We start from the raw sequence: 16,713 nt of genomic DNA on the forward strand, positions 1-16,713 counted from the left end.
TTCGGTTTCCATGGATGCTTCCCAGCTTTCGCATGTCGGTCTGTTCAGGGCGATCCTCAGCATAGACCCCCAGGCTGACCTATTCCATGAGTTGCTCAGTCCATGGATAGCAGGCGAGCGCGAATGGTTGACCGCGTTCGAGCAGCAAACGTCGCCAGAGCCCATTGAAACCGATGACTCATGGCGCCTCTATGCGCTCTCGCGCATCAACCAGATCTTGTTGATGGCATTTCAACGGGGAACACACGACATCTGGGAAGGCCCGGCCTTGACCATGCCGGAGTACCTCGCGTTCATGACTGGCCTGGGCTTTCGCGTGGTCGACGAGCCGGCCTACTCGCCCTTCTTTCATGAAATCGTCGAAGTCGTCGAAGCAGACGGAACCAGCCCCCGCCAGGACTACATCGATCTCGAACGGGTGGATTGGCCCGCACTGATGCTCGGTCCCATGATGTTCTCGCGAGCCGGTGTGGCCGTGTCCTGCGTGTCTGGCGCACTACAACCTGAAATCGCGACGTCGTCGACCCTCTACTGGGCTCACCGGCGCAAATACCGCCCCAGGGAGGATCTGGCGGACGGTTGGGGCTCCAACTCGCAATGGGCAACGCAGTTCAGGCGCGACTACATCGTGGGCGACAAGCTGCTGTTCAACGCAGACGGCAAATACGACTTGAATGACAGCGGCCTGCGGATGCGCGAAGACGGGCTGACAAGGGCCGAGCGCATCGAGTTGCTCACGCATCGGTGTTTCGTCCGTTGCGAGAAGCCGGACAACGACCTGGACCCCTACAGCGACCGCATCCTGCTCCCGCGCGGCTTTCAATGAAAAGAATTGCAGTCATCGGCGCCGGCTGGGCCGGCCTGGCCTGCGCGGTCGAGGCCACGCGGCTCGGCCATGCCGTCACGCTGTTCGAAGCCGCGCACATGCCCGGCGGCCGCGCGCGGCGCGTCGACAACATGCATGGGCTGGCGCTCGACAACGGGCAGCACATCCTGATTGGCGCCTACACCGCCACGCTGAAGCTGATGCGCGACGTCGGCGTGGATGTCGACAGCGTGCTGCTGCGCCTGCCGCTGTCGCTGCGCTTTGCGGACGGTGGCGGCCTCAAGCTGCCGCGGCTGCCCGCGCCGCTCGATCTGCTGGCCGGCATCTTCGGCGCGCGCGGCTGGACATGGCGCGACAAGTCGTCGCTGCTGCGCACCGCCATCGGCTGGCGCCTTGCGGGCTTTCGCTGCGCCGGCACCACCACGGTCGCCGACCTGTGCGCCGGCCTGACGCCGCGCGTGATGAAGGAGCTGATCGAGCCGCTGTGCGTGTCGGCGCTCAACACGCCCGTGGGGCAGTCGAGCGGCGAAGTGTTCCTGCGCGTGCTGAAAGACGCACTCTTCAGCGGCAGCGGCGGCGCCGACCTGCTGCTGCCACGCGCCGACCTGGGCACGCTGCTCCCCGACGCGGCCATCCGATGGCTGACGGCCCAGGGCACGCAAGTGCGCATCGGCACACGCGTTCGCTCCATCGCATCCGAGGGCGGACAGTGGCGCGTCGACGATGAAGCCTTCGACCAAGTGGTGCTGGCCTGCGCGCCGTGGGACGCTGCCCGGCTGGTCCGTGCGTCCGGCCTGCAGGCGGATACCTGGTGCGCAACCACCGAGGCCTTGCGCTTCGAGGCCATCGCCACCGTCTATGTGCGCGGTGCCTCGCCGCTGGCGGAACCGATGCTGGCGCTGCGCAGCGACCCGGCCAAGGCGCCCGCGCAGTTTGCTTTCGACCGGGGCCAGCTCGGCGGCATGCAAGGCGTGCTGGCGATGGTCGTCAGCGCCAATGAGGCTTCGCGCGAAGTGCTGGAAGAACAGGTGATCGCACAGGCTGTCGCGCAACTGGGCCAGACGAAGCTGCAGCTCGTGCAGACCGTGGTCGAGAAGCGCGCCACCTTCGCCTGCACGCCCGCCCTCGCCAGACCCCCGTCGGCCATCGCGCCCGGCCTGCAGGCCTGCGGCGACTACACCGAAGGCCCCTACCCGGCCACGCTCGAAGGCGCCGTCCTCAGCGGGCTCGCCGTCGCACAGGCATTGACCCCATGACCACCGAACTGCGCTACCTCGACTTCGACTACAGCGAAGACACCGAAGGCCACGGCACCTTCGACGCGATGGCCTCGACCACGTCCGGCAAGACGCCCGAGGTAAAGGAAGAGATTGCCACCGTGCTGGCGTGGGCCGAGGCCACGTTCCCGCATGCACGAGGCGCCCTCGACGAAGGCGCGACGTGGGACTACGACCTGCAGGAAACGCGCGAAGAGAACCCGCGCTTCGACACCGTCACCCTCTCGCTCAGCGGCACAGCCGATTTCTGTGCGGCGTTGCGCGAGCAGTTCGCGCTCGACTGACGGCCAAGAAGAAGCTCAGGCCGCCGTCTTGTTGCGCAGCCTCAGCAGGCTCAGGCCCAGCAGCACGAAGGCCCCGCCCGACACCTTGTTGAACAGCCGCGTGCGGCGCGGGTCCGACAGCTGCTTTCGCAGCAGGCGCGCCAGCAGCACGTAGAACGCATGCGACAGCACCGACGCGGTCGCGAAGGTGGTCGTCAGCACCGCGAACTGCATGGCCAGCGGCGCGTCCTGCGTGAGGAACTGAGGGAACAGTGCGGAGAAGAAAAGAATGCCCTTCGGGTTGGTCAGCGCCACCGTCAGGCCGTTGCCGAACAGGCGCAGGCTCGAACGCGGCACGGCGCCGGCCGGCGCGCCCTGCAGGTCGGCAAAAACGCTGCCCTGGCTGCGCCACTGCTTGATGCCCAGGTAGACCAGGTAGGCCGCGCCGGCCACCTTCAGCAGCATGAAGGCATGGGCCGAGGTCGAGAGCACCACGCCCAGCCCGGCCATTGCCGCGGCCGACACCATGAACAGCCCCGTCGCATTGCCGAGCGAGCTGATCATCGCGCGTCGCGGGCCCACGCTAATCGAATTCGAGACCGCGAGCAACACCGCGGGTCCGGGCGTGAAGGCGACGAGCAGCGTGACGCCGCAGAAGACGAGCCAGTTCGAGAAATGCACTTTGGGGTTCCTGCCCGGCGCGTGGCCGCAAGAAGTTGAGGACGACGGGAAACTATAGTCAGCCCCGCGAATCGGCGCAGACGCCGCGCCAATATCCCCTCACTTCCCGGAACCCAACCCATGGTCACCTGCTACCTGCGCTACATCGTCGACGCCTACAAGCTCAAGGAGTTCGAGCACTACGGAAAGCTCTGGATCCCGCTGGTCGAGAAGTTCGGCGGCCAGCACCACGGCTACTTCCTGCCTTCGGAAGGCACGAACAACGTGGCGCTGGCGATGTTCACCTTCCCGAGCCTGGCTGCTTACGAAAAGTATCGTGCCGACTCGATGCAGGACCCGGAATGCCAGGCCGCCTTCAAGTACGCGGAAGAAACCCGCTGCATCCTGAGTTACGAACGCAGCTTCTTCCGACCGGTATTCAAGTAAGCCCTCAGGCGCCGAGCGCAACGCAAAGCGCGTGCAGGTTCGGCACGATCAGCTGCGGCCGGGTGCCATGCACCCAGGGCCGTTCGTCGCGCACCAGCCATGCAGCCTGCATGCCGACATTGAGCGCGCCGACCACGTCTAGTTCGGCGTCGTCGCCCACGTGCAGCACGTCCTTGGGCAGGAAGCCGACCGATGCCGCGGCGGCGCGGAAGATCGGCGCATGCGGCTTGCCGCTGCCGAAGGCCCGCGCATTGAAGGCGGTACGAAACCACCGGCCGACGCCGGTCTTGTGGATGTCGGCGTTGCCGTTCGAGATGGCCACCAGCGGGTAGCGTTCGCTGAGCCACTTGAGTGCGGGCAGCGCGTCGTCGTACAGCGTCACGCGCTGGCGCTCTTCGAAGAATGCCTCGAAGGCCGGGTCGGCCAGCGCCGGGTCTTCGCCCGAGCGCTTGAGCGCGGTGCGGATCGACTCCCGGCGCAGCGCGCTCAGGTCGTGCGCAAGGTCTGAACGTTCCTTGGCGGTGGCTTCGCGCAGTTCGCGAAGAATGCCGGGCGTCAGCAGCAGCGAGGCCGTCTTGGGCGCCTCGCGCAGCAGCCATTCCTGAAGCACGCCCTCGGCGCGCTCGATGGTCGGCCAGATCGGCCACAGCGTGTCGTCGAGGTCGAGCGAGATCGCGGAAATACGTTGGAGGTCGAGGGGTTCGGCGCCCGCTGGCGCCGTCGAAGCGGAGGTCATGCCTGAGAATATCGCATGCCTCCACATCCCGAGAACGCCCCGCCGGGCACCCCGCGCACCGCCGTGCTCTGGTGCAACCTGGGCTCGCCCGACGCACCCACCGCCGCCGCCGTGCGGCCCTACCTAGCAGACTTCCTGGGCGACCCGCGGGTGGTCGAGATTCCCAGGGCGATCTGGGCGCTGATCCTGCACGGCATCATCCTGCGCGTCCGCCCCGCCAAGTCGGCCGCCAAGTACGCGAGCATCTGGACGCCCGAAGGCTCGCCGCTGAAGGTGTTCACGCAGAAGCAGGCCACGCTGCTGGCCGGCTGGCTCGGCGAACGCGGCCACCGCGTGACGGTGCGCGATGCGATGCGCTACGCCAACCCGTCGATCGCCTCGCGCCTCGACGCACTGCAGGCCGAGGGCGTCACCCGCGTGCTCGTGCTGCAGGCCTACCCGCAATACTCGGCCACCACCACGGCCAGCGTGATCGACGCGGTGAACGACTGGAGCCGCAAGCAGCGCCGCCTGCCGGAGTTCCGCTTCGTCAACGACTTCCACGACGACCCGGCCTACATCGAGGCGCTCGCCCAAGGCATCGAGAAACACTGGAAGACCGAAGGCCGCGGCGAAGTGCTGCTGATGAGCTTCCACGGCATTCCCGCGCGCAACATCGCGCTCGGCGACCCGTACCAGTTGCAGTGCCTCGAAACCGCACGCCTGCTGGCCGCGCGGCTGGGGCTCTCGACGGCGCAGCACCGCGTCACCTTCCAGTCGCGCTTCGGCCGTGCCAAGTGGCTCGAGCCCTACACCGAGCCCACCTTGCGCGAACTCGGCGCCTCCGGCATCCAGCGCGTCGACGTGGTGTGCCCGGGTTTCCCCGCCGACTGCCTCGAGACGCTCGAGGAAATCGCCATGGAAGGCCGCGAGGCCTTCCTGCATGCGGGCGGCAAGAGCTTCAGCTACATCCCCTGTCTCAACGACAGCCCGGCATGGATCACCGCGCTCGCGGGCATTGCCGAACGCAACCTGGCGGGCTGGCCCACACGGGCGTTCACACGATGAAGAAAGAACTGCACGAGGCCAACCGGCTCTCGTGGAACGCGGCCACCGTCGCGCACAACAGCCACAAGGGCGACCAGGCCGCCTTCTTCCGCAATGGCGGCTCGACGCTCTTCCCCGAAGAAACCGGCCTGCTCGGCAAGGTGCAGGGCCTGCGCGTGCTGCACCTGCAATGCAACGCCGGACAGGACAGCCTGAGCATCGCTCGCCTGGGCGCCGAGGTGACGGGCGTTGATATTTCCGACGAGGCCATCGCCTTCGCGACGAGGCTCTCGGCGCAATCGGGCGTTCCGGCGCGCTTCGTCCGCTCGGACGTGTACGACTACTTCAGTGAGGCACAGGCGCGCGGCGAGCGCCACGACATCGTGTTCTGTTCCTACGGCACGCTGTGCTGGCTGTCCGACCTGTCGGCGTGGGCGCGCGGCGTGTCGCAAGTGCTCGCGCCCGGCGGGCGTTTCGTCTTCATCGACTTCCATCCGTTCGCGATGGTGTTCGACCCGTCATGGCAGTTCCACTACGACTATTTCAACGACGCGCCGGTGCCGGAAGACGGCGTGAGCGACTACGTGGCCCAGTCAGGCGACGGCCTCGTGCGCGAGGGCTACGAGGCTGGCGTGCAGGACTTCAGCAATCCGCACCCGAGCTTCGAGTTCTCATGGGGCGTGGGCCAGGTGACGACCGCGCTGTCGCAGGCCGGCCTGGTGGTCGAGCGGCTCGACGAGTACCCGTATGCCAACGGCTGGAAACCCTTCGAGGGCATGCGCGACATCGGCGGCCGCCGCATGGCACCGCCCGAAGGCATGCCGCGCATACCGCTGATGTACTCGCTCTGCGCACGCAAGCCCTGACGCGCGCCCGGTAGGCCGCGTGTTTCAGCCCGCCGACTTGCGCGCCAGCAGCACCTGGATCGCGGCTTCCATCTCGGCGTACTCGCCTTCGCCGAAGTGCTGCCGCATCACCTGGCCCTTGCTGTCGACCAGGTAGAACGCCGGCCAGTACTGGTTGTCGTAGGCCTTCCAGGTGGCAAAGGCGTTGTCCTGCGCCACCGGATAGCGGATGTTGAAGCGCCGGATCGCGTCTTCCACGTTGCGCGTGAGCTTCTCGTAGGCGAACTCCGGCGAGTGCACGCCCACCACCACGAAGCCCTGATCCTTGTACTTCTCGTACCAGCTCACCACATGCGGCAGCGTGCGGATGCAGTTGATGCACGAGTAGGTCCAGAAGTCGACCAGCACGACCTGCCCGGCCAGCCCCTTCAGCATGAGCGGCTCCGAGTTGAGCCACTTGTCGATGCCCGTGAACTCGGGGGCCTTGCCGTACTCGCGCAGGCCCGGCGAAGCAGCCAAGGCACTTCGCACCGGCCATCCGCCACCGGCAGCCGCAGCCAGCGCGGATGCCCCCACGGCGAGCCCCGAGAAAGCTCTCCTGGACAGCATGTTCTTCATGATCGCAACCCCGTTCCTTGTGTCAGACCGACAGCGGTCAGGGGCGATTGTTTGCGGCGCACCCCGGGCGTGCGCATGTGTCACGGCAATTTGAACTTTGTCCCGGCGGCGTGAAGGCCCGGCCCCGGCGACCCGGCGGCCCCGAGCGCCTCAGAACTTGCCGAGGTAGTCCATCTTGCCGATCGGGATGCCCTTGTGGCGCAGCACGTCGTAGGCCGTGGTCACATGGAAGAAGAAATTGGGCAGCGCGAACTGCAGCAGGTAGCGCTGCGCGGTGAAGTGCGCTTCGCCTTCGCGCGCCTTGATGGTCACGGGGCGCTCTTCCTGCCCGTCGATCAGCGCGCGGTCCACGCTTGCGAGGAAGTCCTGCGTCTTCGCGACGCGGGCGAGCAGGTCGTCCCAGGTCTTTTCCTCGTCGGGAAAGCTCGGCGCGGTAATGCCGGCGATGCGGGCCGTGCCCAGCTTCGAGGCATCGCTGGCGCGCTGGATCTGTCCGGTCAGTGTGAGCATGTCGGGCGCCAGGCGCGCCTCGACAAGCGTGGCCGGGTCGATGCCGTTGGCCTTGGCGTGTGCCAGGCTCTTGTCGAGCAGATGGGTGAGTTGGCCGAGTCCGCGTGCGAAGACGGGCACGGACAGGTCGTACAGCGAGAGCGCCATGATGTTCGAGGCCTTTGTGGTTGAAGCGGCGGCGATTGTCCTGCCGCCGCGGCTTCAACGACCGGCCGCCCGGATAAACCCTTCGATCGGCTCCAGTTGTTCCGGCACGTTGAGCGCGGGCGCGTGACCACAGGCAGGCACTTCGATCACCTGCAGCCGGCCGGCCGCGCCGGGACCACGCAGGCGCATCTGCTCGACCACGTCGGGCAGCACCAGGTCGGACTCCACGCCGCGCAGGCACAGCACCGGAACCTCGATGGCGTCATAGTGCGGCCAGATCAGGTAGTCGTTGTCGTGCGCGCTGAACTGCCGGACCATGGCCGGGTCGTAGTGCGGCGTGACGCGGCCGTCGGCCAGACGGCGCGTGGAGCTTTCGGTCAAACGGCGCCATTGCGCGTCGCTGAGCCAGCCGTAGGGCTTGTAGACGGTGCGGAAGAAGGCCTCCAGCTCGGCCACGGTGTCGAACGCGGGCGGCTGGCCCGCGTAGGCGCGGATGCGCTCGATGGCGGGCTGGGCCAGTTCAGGCGCGTTGTCGTTGAGCACCAGGCTTGCGATGCGCGCCTTCATGCGCGGCTCGAACAACCCCGACGCACAGACGGTGCCGATGGCACCGCCCATCGAGGTGCCGACCCAGTGCACGCGCCCCAGCCGCAGTTCGTCGCACAGCGCATTGGCGATGCGTGCATAGAACGACAGCTTGTATTCCTCGTCGGGCAGTGGGCTCCATTGGCTCAGGCCGCGGCCGATGGTGTCGGGGCAGATCACGCGGAAGCCGCGCGAGGCGAAGTGCTGCGCCAGTTCGTCCATGTCGCGGCCGGTGCGCGCCAGGCCGTGCCACGCAATGACCACGGGTGCGTCTTCAGCGCCCCATTCGAGCCAATGGATCTCGCGGCCCGCGAGCTGCGCATAGCGCGAGAGTGGAATCTGATTGCTGTTGTCGCTCATCGCGCAGCCCTTGCTCGCAGTTTGCCGACGATGCCGGTGGGGAAGTAATAGACGGACAGCACGAACAGCACGCCGAGCCACAGCAACCAGCGGTCGGGAGACAGCAGCGCGGCAAGCCAAGGCAGGCCGCTTGCGGCCTCGTTGGCGACGCGCAGCAGGTCCTGCAGGTAGCTCTGTGCAATGACGAACAGCACCGCGCCGATGGCCGCGCCGTAGATGGTGCCCATGCCGCCGATCACCACGATGAGCAGCACGTCGATCATGATTTCGAAGCTCAGCGAGGTGTCGGGCCCGTTGTAGCGCAGCCAGATCGCCAGCATCGCGCCGGCGAGCGTGGCGAACAGCGCCGACAGCACGGCCGCCGTGGTGCGGTACACGACCACGCGGTAGCCGATGGCCTCGGCGCGGAACTCGTTCTCGCGGATGGCCTGCAGCACGCGGCCGAACGGTGAGTTCACGATACGCAGCAGCGCGAGCACCAGCACGACCGCCGCAACGAACAGCAGGTAGTAGCACAGCAGGCGCCCGTCGAGCGACACGCCGAGGAAAGGCTCCTCGGAGAACTCGAAGCTCGGCGAGATCAGCTCCGGCAGCTTGAAGGTCAGGCCGTCTTCGCCGCCGGTGAAGTCCGACAGCTGCGAGGCCAGCGTCTGGAACGCCGAGGCCACGGCCAGAGTGATCATCGCGAAGAAGATCGCGCGCACCCGCAGCGAGAACAGGCCGATGGCGAACGAGAGCACCAGCGAGATCGCCAGCGACGCGCCCAGCCCCACCAGCACCGCGCCCCAGTTGGGCCCGAGCCGCGAGGCCGAGATGGCGATGCCGTAGGCGCCGATGCCGAAGAACATCGTGTGCGCGAAGCTCACGATGCCGGTGTAGCCCAGCAGCAAGTCGAAGCTGGCCACCAGCACCACGAACACCAGGATCTTGGCCGCGACGCTCAGCGCCTTGACGCCCGGGAAGATGAAAGGCGCGAACGCCAGCGCAAGGAACAGCACCACCAGCAGCAGCTCCAGCAGGCGGCTGCGCGGCATGTCGTTGGAGAGAAGTCGTTTCAGGAACATGACGGCTTTCTCCTTCTCAGCGGTTCGCCACGGGGTACACGCCCTGCGGACGCCACAGCAGCACGGCGACCATCAGGAAGATGCTGGCGAACTGCGTGAGCGTGGGCAGCAGGAAGCCGATGTAGTTGGTCATCAGCCCCACCAGCAGCGCGCCGATGAGCGCACCGCCCGTCGAGCCGAGCCCGCCGATGATGATGACGATGAAGATCAGCACGTTGACCTGCGCGCCCATCTGCGGCACCAGGTTCTGCTGGAACAGCCCCCACATCACGCCGCCCAGGCCGGCCAGCGCGCTGCCCACCACGAACACACCGACGAAGAGGCGCCCGATGCGGTAGCCCAATGACTCGACCATCTCGCGGTCTTGCACGCCGGCACGGATGAGCAGGCCGATCTTGGTGCGGCCCAGCGTCCATGCGAGCACGCCGAACACCACCACGCCCACGGCCACCGCGAGCACCCTGTACTTGCTGATGGCCGCATCGCCAACCAGCAGCGAGCCGCGCAGGGCCTCGGGTAACGGCAGCGGAACCTGCGCCGGTCCCCAGATCACCTTGATGAGTTCCTCGCCGATGATCATGCCGCCCATCGTGATGAGGATCTGCTTCAGATGCTGGCCGTAGACCGGCCGCACGATGAAGCGCTCGAACGCCAGCCCCACCGCGCCGGCCACGAGCATCGCGACCAGCATGGCCGGGAACACGGCCACCAGGTTGCGCCACAGCTCGCCGGAGCCGGTCCAGTCGCCCATCAGGCCGAGCACGCTGCTCGCCACGAAGGCGCCCAGCGCAATGAACACGCCGTGGCCGAAGTTCAGCACGTCCATCAGGCCGAACACCAGCGTGAGGCCCGAGGCGATGATGAAGATGATCATGCCCATCGCCAGCCCCGCCACGGTGAGCGTGAGCCAGGTGGAGAAAGAGCCGGTCAGCGGCAGCGCGACGAGCGCCAGCACCGGGGCCAGCAGCAGCGGCTTCCAGTCGAAGTCGAGTTTCATAGAGCCAGTCCGAGCAGCGATTGCTGCAGTTGCGCGTCGGCGGAGAAGTCCGCCATGGAGCCGGCGTGCACCACGCGGCCGTTGTCCATCACAGCGACGGTGTCGCCCAGTCGCTGCGCGAAGTTGATGTTCTGCTCCACCAGCAGAATGGTCACGCCGCTGCGCTTGAGCTCGGCGAAGGCGTCGATCATGTTGTTGATCATCACGGGCGCCAGGCCCTTGCTGGGCTCGTCGATGATGAGCAGCTCGCGCGGCTCCACGATGGCGCGCGACACGGCCAGCATCTGCTTCTGTCCGCCCGAGAGCTTGCCCGCCGGGTGGTTCCAGAATTTCTCGACCGCGGGGAAGAGCTTGAAGATCCACTTCAGGCGCGTGTCGTCGATCTGCTGCGCGTTCTTGGCGCCGCGCGCGGCGAGCAGCATGTTCTCCTTCACCGTGAGGTCGGAGAAGATGCCCATGTTCTCCGGCACGTAGGCAATGCCCAGGCCGGCGATCTGCGGTGTGTGCTGCGCGGTGATTTCCTTGTCACCGAAGCGCACCCTGCCCTGCGACGCATGCCACAGGCCCATGATGGTTCGCAGCGTGGTCGTCTTGCCCGCGCCGTTGCGGCCCAGCAGCATGGTGAGCTGGCCGCGCGGCACCGCGAGGTCCACGCCGTGCAGGATGTGATACGCCCCGATGTGCGTGTGCACGCCCTCCAGGCTCAACAGGTTCTGTGTGCTCATGCAGCCTCCTTCGAAACGCCCAGGTAGGCCTCCTGCACCACCGGCGAGGCGATCACCTCGGCCGGTTCGCCGTCGGCCACCAGCGTGCCGTTGTGCAGCACGATGATGCGGTCGGCCAGCTCGCGCACCACGTCCATCTTGTGCTCGACCAGCAGGATGGTCTTGGTCTTGTCCTGCTTGAGCTTGCGGATCAGGTCGAGGATGACGGGCGCCTCGGCCGCGTTCATGCCGGCCGTGGGCTCGTCGAACATGAAGACCTTGGGCTCCAGCGCCATCAGCAATGCCACTTCGAGCTTGCGCTGGTCGCCGTGCGGCAGGCTCGCCACCGTCGCGTGTTCACGCGATTTCAGCGCCACGTCGGCCAGTATCTGGTCGGCGCGCTCCGTCAGCGCCTTGTGGTCGCTCCAGATGCTCCACAGGTTCAGGCCGCGCCGGTGCGCACCCTCGCGCGTGGCCTGCGCCGCCAGGCGCACGTTCTCCAGCACGGTGAGGTTCGGGAACAGGTTGGTGAGCTGGAAAGCCCGCCCCAGCCCGGCGTGCGTGCGCGCGGACGGTGACAGGCCCGACAGCGGCTGCCCGTCGAGCGACACCGTGCCGGCGCTAGCCTTGAGCTGGCCCGAGATCAGATTGAAGTAAGTGGTCTTGCCCGCGCCGTTGGGGCCCACGATGGCCGTCAGCGTGCCCGGCGCGAAAGCGCAGCTCACACTGTTGACGGCCACATGCCCACCGAAGCGGATGGTCAGATCTCGGGTCTCAAGCATCGTTGGTCATTGCAAGTCAGGAGTCGAAAGATTGCACGGCCGCCTCAGCAGCTGCCGATCACGTAGTAGTTGGGGCCGGTCTGCTTCAGCGTGGTGGTCGCGTAGATGTTCCACAGCCCCATGGACTGGTTCGAGCCGTAGGCATAGGTCAGCCCGTACAAGGCATAGGCGCGTCCGGCGATGGTATGCGTGTAGTTGCTGGCGGTGTAGCAGGTGCCCGTGCCGCCGCCGCTGCCCGCGGTCGTGGCGCCGGTGGCCGCCGTCGACATGGCGCCTTCGACGTTGCTCGCATTCAGCGCGGCCACTGTCCAGCTGTAGCTGGTCGACGCGGCCAGGCCGCTGTCGGTGTAGCTGGTGGCGGTCACCGGCGCGGCATTGACCTTGCTGCCGCCGCGGTACACGTTGTAGCCGCTGGCACCGCTCACGGCGTTCCAGCCGATCACCATGCTGCTGCTGGTCGCGCCCGAGGTGCCAACGCCGGTGGGCGCGGGCAGTCCGCTGCCGCCGCCGGAGCTGGTCACGCGGTCGATCATGGCCTTGAACGCCGCCATCTGCGGGCCCGACTTCTTCGCGTAGTTGGCGCTGTCGTAGCCCCACCAGTCCCAGCAGCTGTTGGTGGCCGCGGTGCTGGTCTGCGGGTAGATCAGCACGATGTTGTTGGTGTCGGCCCAGCGGTTGTAGCCGGTCTTGCGCACGTACTGGTCGCTCACGTCCGAGTAGTTCTGCTTGCAGCCGTGCAGCACCAGGTGCACGCGGCACGAGGTTGTTGTGCAGGCCTGCGGCACGTAGATCCAGCCGGTCGCGGCCATGCCGTGGCCGGAGACAAACTCAGACTGGTTGAACTCGGTGAAGGTGCCGCCCAGCGTGCCGTTGTTGCGCGGGTTCAGCGGTCCGTAGATCTGCGTGAGGATCTCGCCCGCCAGGTCGAAGCCGCAGTTGTTGATGTATGGCGCCGCGGTCGTGCTGCAGGCGCTGCCGTAGTCGTCGGTGACCATCGCGTGGCCGGCGCCGATGTTGTTCTTGTAGACGATGTTGGCCGCGGGCACGAAGCTCTGGTAGTAGGTCTTCAGGTCGTCCATCACCGCCTGCTTGACGGTGTTGTCGGAGGTGCCCGAGAACATGTACACCTTGGAGGCGCTCAGGTTCGACACCGGGTCGATCGCACCGCTGGCGGCCCAGCTGTTGGTGGTGCTCACCAGCGACGACACCGGGATGCTGGTGCTGTGCGTCATGCACCGGCCGGTGGCGTTGAGCACCGAACCTTCGGCGCAATAGAACGGCCCGCCGGCCACCACGCCGGCACCGCGCTTGAAGGTGGCCGAATAGGCCACGTGCAACTGCACCGCCGCGAAACCGCCGGCCGACAGGCCGGACACACTCACCTCCGCCGGGTTGGCCCCGAGCGACGGCAGCGGCACCGCAGCCGTCGCGGCGTGCGCCGCCACCGCCATCGCCGCAGCCGCGGCAAGTCCCTTCCAGTTCAATCGCATCGCTGGCATCGCTGTCTCCTTCTGTTGTGGTTTGTCGAACGCTTGCTTGCTCACGAATCGGCCGTGGATCGCGCCGGCCCGCCTCCATCAGGAAAAAATGGGCGCAGGCTGTCGCTTCGCCCGGCGGCCATCCGGGGCGAAAGAAAGAACATTCAAGGAACACCCGGAACCGGCTTTGCCGGGCCGCTGGTGTTGCCCCCGGTAGGGGGTTGGCGCAGCGACACGAAGTGCGCGCAGCCTGGGGGCGAGCTCTTATCTCTTGTTCTTGATCGGGATGTTCATTTCTTCAGGCTTGATCTCGTGCACCAGCTCCGGCACGCCCCAGGCGAACGCCGGGTCGACCTTGATCTTGAAGTGGTACATCGACTGCATCGCCTGATGGTCTTCCTTGCGGAAGGTCATCTTGCCCTTGGGCGTGTCGAAGCTCATGCCTTCCATGGTGCTGATGAGCTTGTTGGTGTTGGTGTCGCCGCCCGTCTTCTTGAGCGCCGTCACCACCGCCATCGCGGCCGAGAAGCCGCCGGCCGTGAAGAAGTCCGGCGGCGTCTTGAATTCCTTGTAGTGGGCGGACACCATCGCGTCGTTCACCGGGTTCTTCGGGATGCCGAAGTAGTAGTACGCCGCGCCTTCCATGCCCGGCAGCGCCTTGTAGGCGGCCATGGCCGGCAGGATGTTGCCGCCGGTAGCGATCTCGATGCCGTAGCGCTTCAAGTCGAGGTCGACGATCTTGAACGGATTGCCCGCGCCGGCCCAGACGATCCAGATGATCTTGCGGCCCGGCTGGTCCTTCAGCTTGTCGATCAGGCGCTGCGCGCCGGCGGTGAAGTCGGTGGTGGCGGGCGGCAGGTACTCTTCATGGACCAGCTTGGCCTTCTTGAGCGCGGAGCCGAAGGCCTTCACGCCGTCACGGCCGAAGGCGTTGTCCTGTGCCAGCGTGGCCACGGTCACGCCGGGCTTGTCGACGGCCACGGCATTGGAGATGGCGTCCTGGCTCGAATTGCGGCCGGTGCGGAAGATGTACTTGTTCCACTTGTCGCCGGTGATCGAGTCGGCCACGGCGGGTTCGACCAGCAGGATCTTCTTGTATTCCTCCGCCACCGGCAGCATGGCCAGCGCCACGCCGGAGGCGGTCGGGCCGATGGCCAGCGCGGCCTTGTCGTCCGAGTAGGCGGCCGCCAGCAGCGACTTGCCGAGGTCGGGCTTGCCTTGGTCGTCTTTCTCGATGACCACGATCTTCTTGCCGTTGACCATCATCGTGCCTTCGGTGGCGTAGCTCAGGCCCATCATCAGGCCGGTCTGCGTCTGCTTGCCGTAGGCTTCCAGCGCGCCCGTCTTGCTGTAGATGTGGGCGATGCGGATTTCATTGGACTGGGCCCAGGCTGGAGCGGCGGCTGCGCAGGTGGCAAGCGCGGCCAGGGCGACGAGGTGGCGACGGTTCATTTCTTTGTCTCCTGAAAATGGTGACTGAATATTGCACAGTTCGTGCCATTCTCTAAGCCATTGATAACAAACGTTTCTTCATTCGGGAGAAACGCCATCCGGCTGAATTCAGAACACTGTCTCCGTCTTTTTTTCAGACAACTGTCTATTTCTCGTTCAGGGTTTTCGCGGAGGCCTGACGCTCGGCGATCCATTGCCTGAACTGGCGCTCGGCCTGCATGCGGAACTCGTTGCGCGCATGGTTGCAGGCTGCATGCGCGAGCCGCCGGTGCTTTGGCGAACGCATGCCGCCAAACGTGGAGTCGACAAGGTGCTCGATGGTGGCGGATTCAGGTCGGCCGAAGGGCTCGCTGAAGTCCATCGGAAGGCCGCACCAGTGGCAATTGGGGCCGAAGGTGGCGCGCAGGGCCTGGACGCTCACAGGCTTGCGAACTCCAGGATTTCCTGGCCCATCAACGTGCAGTCCTTGCCCGACACGTAATAGATGAGCCGCATGCGGTAGTTGCCCTTGTAGATCGAGCCCCACACCTCCAGCACCTTGAACTGCTGCTGCTTGTTGGCAGGGTTGCGGATAGGCGGCATTTCCTTGACGGCGGGGTCGATCTGGATGCGGTCGTCCTCGCCAAAGTGAAAGGTCAGCAGCTTCCTGGCGCGGGAGACGGCTTCACTCGCACACTGGGGCGCAGGCGCCGCGCTGGCGAGGCTGGCTGCAGCACATGCCGCGACGAGCGCAAGGGAACGAATCGATGTCTTCATGAATGCAAAAGCAGAAGGATGGCAGGAGGAAGCGAGATTGTCGGGCGTCATGTGGGCGTGTCGACGTCGTCCCAGTCGCGGTCTTCGAAGCGCACCAGCCAGTTCAGCGCGCGATGCCGCTCCATCACGACACCGGCGTCGACGCCCGGGGGAGGCGCCTCTTCCTTGAGACGCGCTTGGCGCACGAGCCAGTGCAGCCGGTAGTGCAGATCCAGCGCATCGAGCAGTTCGCTGTCCGGGCGCACCTTCGAGGCCCGCATCACGCCGTCGACGTCACCGGCATTCAGCATCAGGCGCGTGGCCAGCGGCACGTCGCAGATCGCGCCGGGAAACGGCAGTGCATCGACAAGGCCCAAGACCCATTCGAGCACGAAGAGGCACTCGAAGCGCCAACCGAACTGCGCCACCGCCGACTCGCCGGGAGCGTCGTCGGAAATAAAGGCCTGCTCGTCGGGCGACAGGCTCACCTGCGCGGACGGCAGCCGCCTGAACAGGTCGCTCGCAGACAGCGGCTCGCCGCTCGCGACCGACTCGGCGCGGGCCGATACGGCCAGCAGCGCGAACGCCCGGCCCGCCAGCTCCTGCGGCGTGCGCGGGCGCAACTCGGGCTCCGAAACAAGAGGCGGCAGGTGCTGCGGCACCGGCATGCCGCGCGACGCGAGCAGCGCCTCGGTTCGCGCCTTTCGCTGCCATGCCTCGGCTGGATAGGGAACCGCGGCCTCCCGGTCGGGCTCCTCGCCCGCCGCGGACAGCAACACCCGCCCATTGGGGTCGCGGATGCCGCCGTCGGGCAGGAACACGATGGCGTTCGCGCGCTCCGCCCATGCAGAAACCGCGTCGAGCTGCGACTCGTCGATGGAGAAACTCAGATGCTGGCGCACCCGCTGGATGTGCCGCATCACGTGATAACGGTTGCGCGACATCTCGCCGTTGCCCCTGCTGAGCACATAGCCCACGAAGCCCGAAAGATGCGCCGCGAGCTCGGGATCGGAAAGATCACGGCGCGCATGCAGCGTGTGCGGAAAGCCGAGCGCCGGGACGTCGGCACGCGTGCAGTAGGCATTGATCAGCACGCCTTCGCCCTCCTCTGCGTCAGGCGATGCAGTGGATGCGGCCGGCGCGGCGCCCGAGCCGGCCAGCGCCTTCAGTCGTGTCAGCAAACCCTTCATGAAAATCCTCT

At 66.5% G+C, this 16,713-nt stretch carries 20 protein-coding genes; 6 read left to right on the forward strand and 14 right to left on the reverse strand.

The features are described 5' to 3' along the window. Positions 1-10: 10 nt before the first annotated feature. The 3 genes from ACWV14_RS19475 to ACWV14_RS19485 are packed head-to-tail and all read left to right on the forward strand — an operon-like array spanning position 11 to position 2,387. On the forward strand, positions 11-826 hold the full coding sequence (locus ACWV14_RS19475) for a hypothetical protein (RefSeq protein ID WP_454903154.1): 816 nt from the start codon (positions 11-13) through the stop codon (positions 824-826). Next, positions 823-2,082 (forward strand): hydroxysqualene dehydroxylase HpnE, encoded by a 1,260-nt coding sequence (hpnE, locus tag ACWV14_RS19480; RefSeq protein ID WP_454903156.1) that lies wholly within the window; start codon positions 823-825, stop codon positions 2,080-2,082. The genes ACWV14_RS19475 and hpnE overlap by 4 nt, the downstream gene beginning before the upstream one ends. Further along, positions 2,079-2,387 carry a hypothetical protein gene (locus ACWV14_RS19485; RefSeq protein WP_454903158.1) on the forward strand — a complete coding sequence of 103 codons (309 nt, stop codon included), beginning with the start codon at positions 2,079-2,081 and terminating at the stop codon, positions 2,385-2,387. Before hpnE ends, ACWV14_RS19485 begins: the two co-directional genes overlap by 4 nt. A 15-nt stretch (positions 2,388-2,402) precedes the next feature. On the opposite strand, the gene ACWV14_RS19490 is transcribed toward ACWV14_RS19485, so the two are convergent. After that, on the reverse strand, positions 2,403-3,047 hold the full coding sequence (locus ACWV14_RS19490; protein ID WP_454903159.1) for a LysE family translocator: 645 nt from the start codon (positions 3,045-3,047) through the stop codon (positions 2,403-2,405). A 120-nt stretch (positions 3,048-3,167) separates the two neighbouring features. On the opposite strand from ACWV14_RS19490, the gene ACWV14_RS19495 reads away from it, so the two are divergent. Then, complete coding sequence (locus ACWV14_RS19495) at positions 3,168-3,473, forward strand: NIPSNAP family protein (protein ID WP_454903160.1); 306 nt, start codon at positions 3,168-3,170, stop codon at positions 3,471-3,473. A 4-nt stretch (positions 3,474-3,477) separates the two neighbouring features. Here the strand turns inward: ACWV14_RS19495 and ACWV14_RS19500 are convergent, their stop codons facing one another. After that, the gene (locus ACWV14_RS19500; protein ID WP_454903162.1) at positions 3,478-4,209 is read right to left on the reverse strand and encodes an HAD family hydrolase; all 732 of its coding nucleotides are present in this window, start codon (positions 4,207-4,209) and stop codon (positions 3,478-3,480) included. A 15-nt stretch (positions 4,210-4,224) separates the two neighbouring features. Between ACWV14_RS19500 and hemH the strand changes: the two genes are divergently transcribed. Together hemH and ACWV14_RS19510 are read left to right on the forward strand one after the other, a co-directional pair. After that, positions 4,225-5,256 carry a ferrochelatase gene (gene hemH, locus ACWV14_RS19505; RefSeq protein ID WP_454903163.1) on the forward strand — a complete coding sequence of 344 codons (1,032 nt, stop codon included), beginning with the start codon at positions 4,225-4,227 and terminating at the stop codon, positions 5,254-5,256. Next, on the forward strand, positions 5,253-6,101 hold the full coding sequence (locus ACWV14_RS19510; protein WP_454903164.1) for a class I SAM-dependent methyltransferase: 849 nt from the start codon (positions 5,253-5,255) through the stop codon (positions 6,099-6,101). The genes hemH and ACWV14_RS19510 overlap by 4 nt, the downstream gene beginning before the upstream one ends. Positions 6,102-6,125: 24 nt before the next feature. Here the strand turns inward: ACWV14_RS19510 and ACWV14_RS19515 are convergent, their stop codons facing one another. The 12 genes from ACWV14_RS19515 to ACWV14_RS19570 all read right to left on the reverse strand — a co-directional run bounded on the left by ACWV14_RS19515 (position 6,126) and on the right by ACWV14_RS19570 (position 16,702). After that, positions 6,126-6,689, reverse strand: a complete 564-nt coding sequence (locus ACWV14_RS19515) for a thioredoxin family protein (RefSeq protein ID WP_454906033.1) — start codon at positions 6,687-6,689, stop codon at positions 6,126-6,128. 159 nt (positions 6,690-6,848) lie between these two features. Then, entirely contained in the window at positions 6,849-7,355 is a 507-nt protein-coding gene (locus tag ACWV14_RS19520) for a DUF1993 domain-containing protein (protein ID WP_422087057.1), read from the reverse strand. A 54-nt stretch (positions 7,356-7,409) separates the two neighbouring features. After that, entirely contained in the window at positions 7,410-8,300 is an 891-nt protein-coding gene (locus ACWV14_RS19525; protein WP_454903166.1) for an alpha/beta fold hydrolase, read from the reverse strand. Next, on the reverse strand, positions 8,297-9,364 hold the full coding sequence (locus ACWV14_RS19530; RefSeq protein ID WP_455342662.1) for a branched-chain amino acid ABC transporter permease: 1,068 nt from the start codon (positions 9,362-9,364) through the stop codon (positions 8,297-8,299). Before ACWV14_RS19530 ends, ACWV14_RS19525 begins: the two co-directional genes overlap by 4 nt. 16 nt (positions 9,365-9,380) lie before the next feature. Beyond that, positions 9,381-10,361 carry a branched-chain amino acid ABC transporter permease gene (locus ACWV14_RS19535; RefSeq protein WP_454903170.1) on the reverse strand — a complete coding sequence of 327 codons (981 nt, stop codon included), beginning with the start codon at positions 10,359-10,361 and terminating at the stop codon, positions 9,381-9,383. Then, positions 10,358-11,086 carry an ABC transporter ATP-binding protein gene (locus ACWV14_RS19540; protein ID WP_454903171.1) on the reverse strand — a complete coding sequence of 243 codons (729 nt, stop codon included), beginning with the start codon at positions 11,084-11,086 and terminating at the stop codon, positions 10,358-10,360. Before ACWV14_RS19540 ends, ACWV14_RS19535 begins: the two co-directional genes overlap by 4 nt. Continuing rightward, a complete protein-coding gene (locus ACWV14_RS19545) occupies positions 11,083-11,847 on the reverse strand; it encodes an ABC transporter ATP-binding protein (RefSeq protein ID WP_454903173.1) in 765 nt (254 codons plus the stop codon). Before ACWV14_RS19545 ends, ACWV14_RS19540 begins: the two co-directional genes overlap by 4 nt. 44 nt (positions 11,848-11,891) lie before the next feature. Further along, positions 11,892-13,346: an extracellular catalytic domain type 2 short-chain-length polyhydroxyalkanoate depolymerase gene (locus ACWV14_RS19550; protein WP_454903175.1), complete on the reverse strand. Its 1,455-nt coding sequence runs from the start codon at positions 13,344-13,346 to the stop codon at positions 11,892-11,894. Between the two features lie 243 nt (positions 13,347-13,589). Further along, the gene (locus tag ACWV14_RS19555; protein WP_422087064.1) at positions 13,590-14,777 is read right to left on the reverse strand and encodes a substrate-binding domain-containing protein; all 1,188 of its coding nucleotides are present in this window, start codon (positions 14,775-14,777) and stop codon (positions 13,590-13,592) included. A gap of 145 nt (positions 14,778-14,922) precedes the next feature. Then, a complete protein-coding gene (locus ACWV14_RS19560; protein WP_454903177.1) occupies positions 14,923-15,198 on the reverse strand; it encodes a hypothetical protein in 276 nt (91 codons plus the stop codon). After that, a complete protein-coding gene (locus tag ACWV14_RS19565; RefSeq protein WP_454903179.1) occupies positions 15,195-15,533 on the reverse strand; it encodes a hypothetical protein in 339 nt (112 codons plus the stop codon). The genes ACWV14_RS19560 and ACWV14_RS19565 overlap by 4 nt, the downstream gene beginning before the upstream one ends. A 47-nt stretch (positions 15,534-15,580) precedes the next feature. After that, complete coding sequence (locus ACWV14_RS19570; protein ID WP_454903181.1) at positions 15,581-16,702, reverse strand: DUF4272 domain-containing protein; 1,122 nt, start codon at positions 16,700-16,702, stop codon at positions 15,581-15,583. Positions 16,703-16,713 lie beyond the last annotated feature (11 nt).

It is taken from the genome of Variovorax durovernensis, from assembly GCF_977011995.1.